This is a genomic window from Neisseria sp. P0021.S007 (assembly GCF_051956855.1).
Genome location: NZ_JBQCXA010000744.1, coordinates 1 through 614, shown reverse-complemented (window position 1 = coordinate 614; position 614 = coordinate 1). Strand labels below are relative to the sequence as shown.

Genomic DNA, 614 nt, shown 5'->3' with positions numbered 1-614 from the left:
GCATGAAGGGCAGGCCGGTTGGGTCGTCGCCGGAAAGGATGGTGAAACCTTCGGGCGCGTGTTTGATCAGTTCGAGATTATTGCCGATATTGCCGCTGGCTTCTTTGACGCCGACGATGTTCGGGATTTTGGCAAGGCGCAGGATGGTGTCGTTGGTCATGCTGACGACGGTGCGGCCGGGTACGTTGTAGATAATCATCGGAATCGAAGTGGCTTCGGCGATGGTTTTGAAATGTTGGTAAATGCCTTCTTGGGAGGGCTTGTTGTAATAGGGGACAACGGAGAGGGTGTAGTCTGCACCGGCTTTTTCGGCGGCGCGGGAGAGTGCGATGGCTTCAAGGGTGTTGTTGGCGCCGGTGCCGGCGATAACGGGAACGCGCTTGTTGACGTGTTTGACCGTTTCTTCGATTACGCTTAAATGTTCTTCGACGGAGAGGGTGGCGGATTCACCTGTCGTGCCAACGGCGACGATGCCGTCAGTACCGCTTTCGATGTGCCAATCGATTAAGTCGCGGAGTTGTTCGTAATGGATGCTGCCGTCTTGATTCATGGGTGTAATCAGGGCAACCAAGCTACCTTGTAACATACGGAAACCTTTTTATTCATTGTGTGAG

The 614-nt window shown here is 53.7% G+C and carries 1 protein-coding gene; it reads right to left on the bottom strand.

Features of this window, described 5'->3' with window-relative positions; all coding sequences use genetic code 11:
* Positions 1-586 (bottom strand): 4-hydroxy-tetrahydrodipicolinate synthase (gene dapA / locus ACTHUR_RS15720; protein ID WP_440399582.1); only part of this gene is annotated, 586 nt, incomplete at its 3' end.
* Between the last annotated feature and the right edge of the window lie 28 nt (positions 587-614).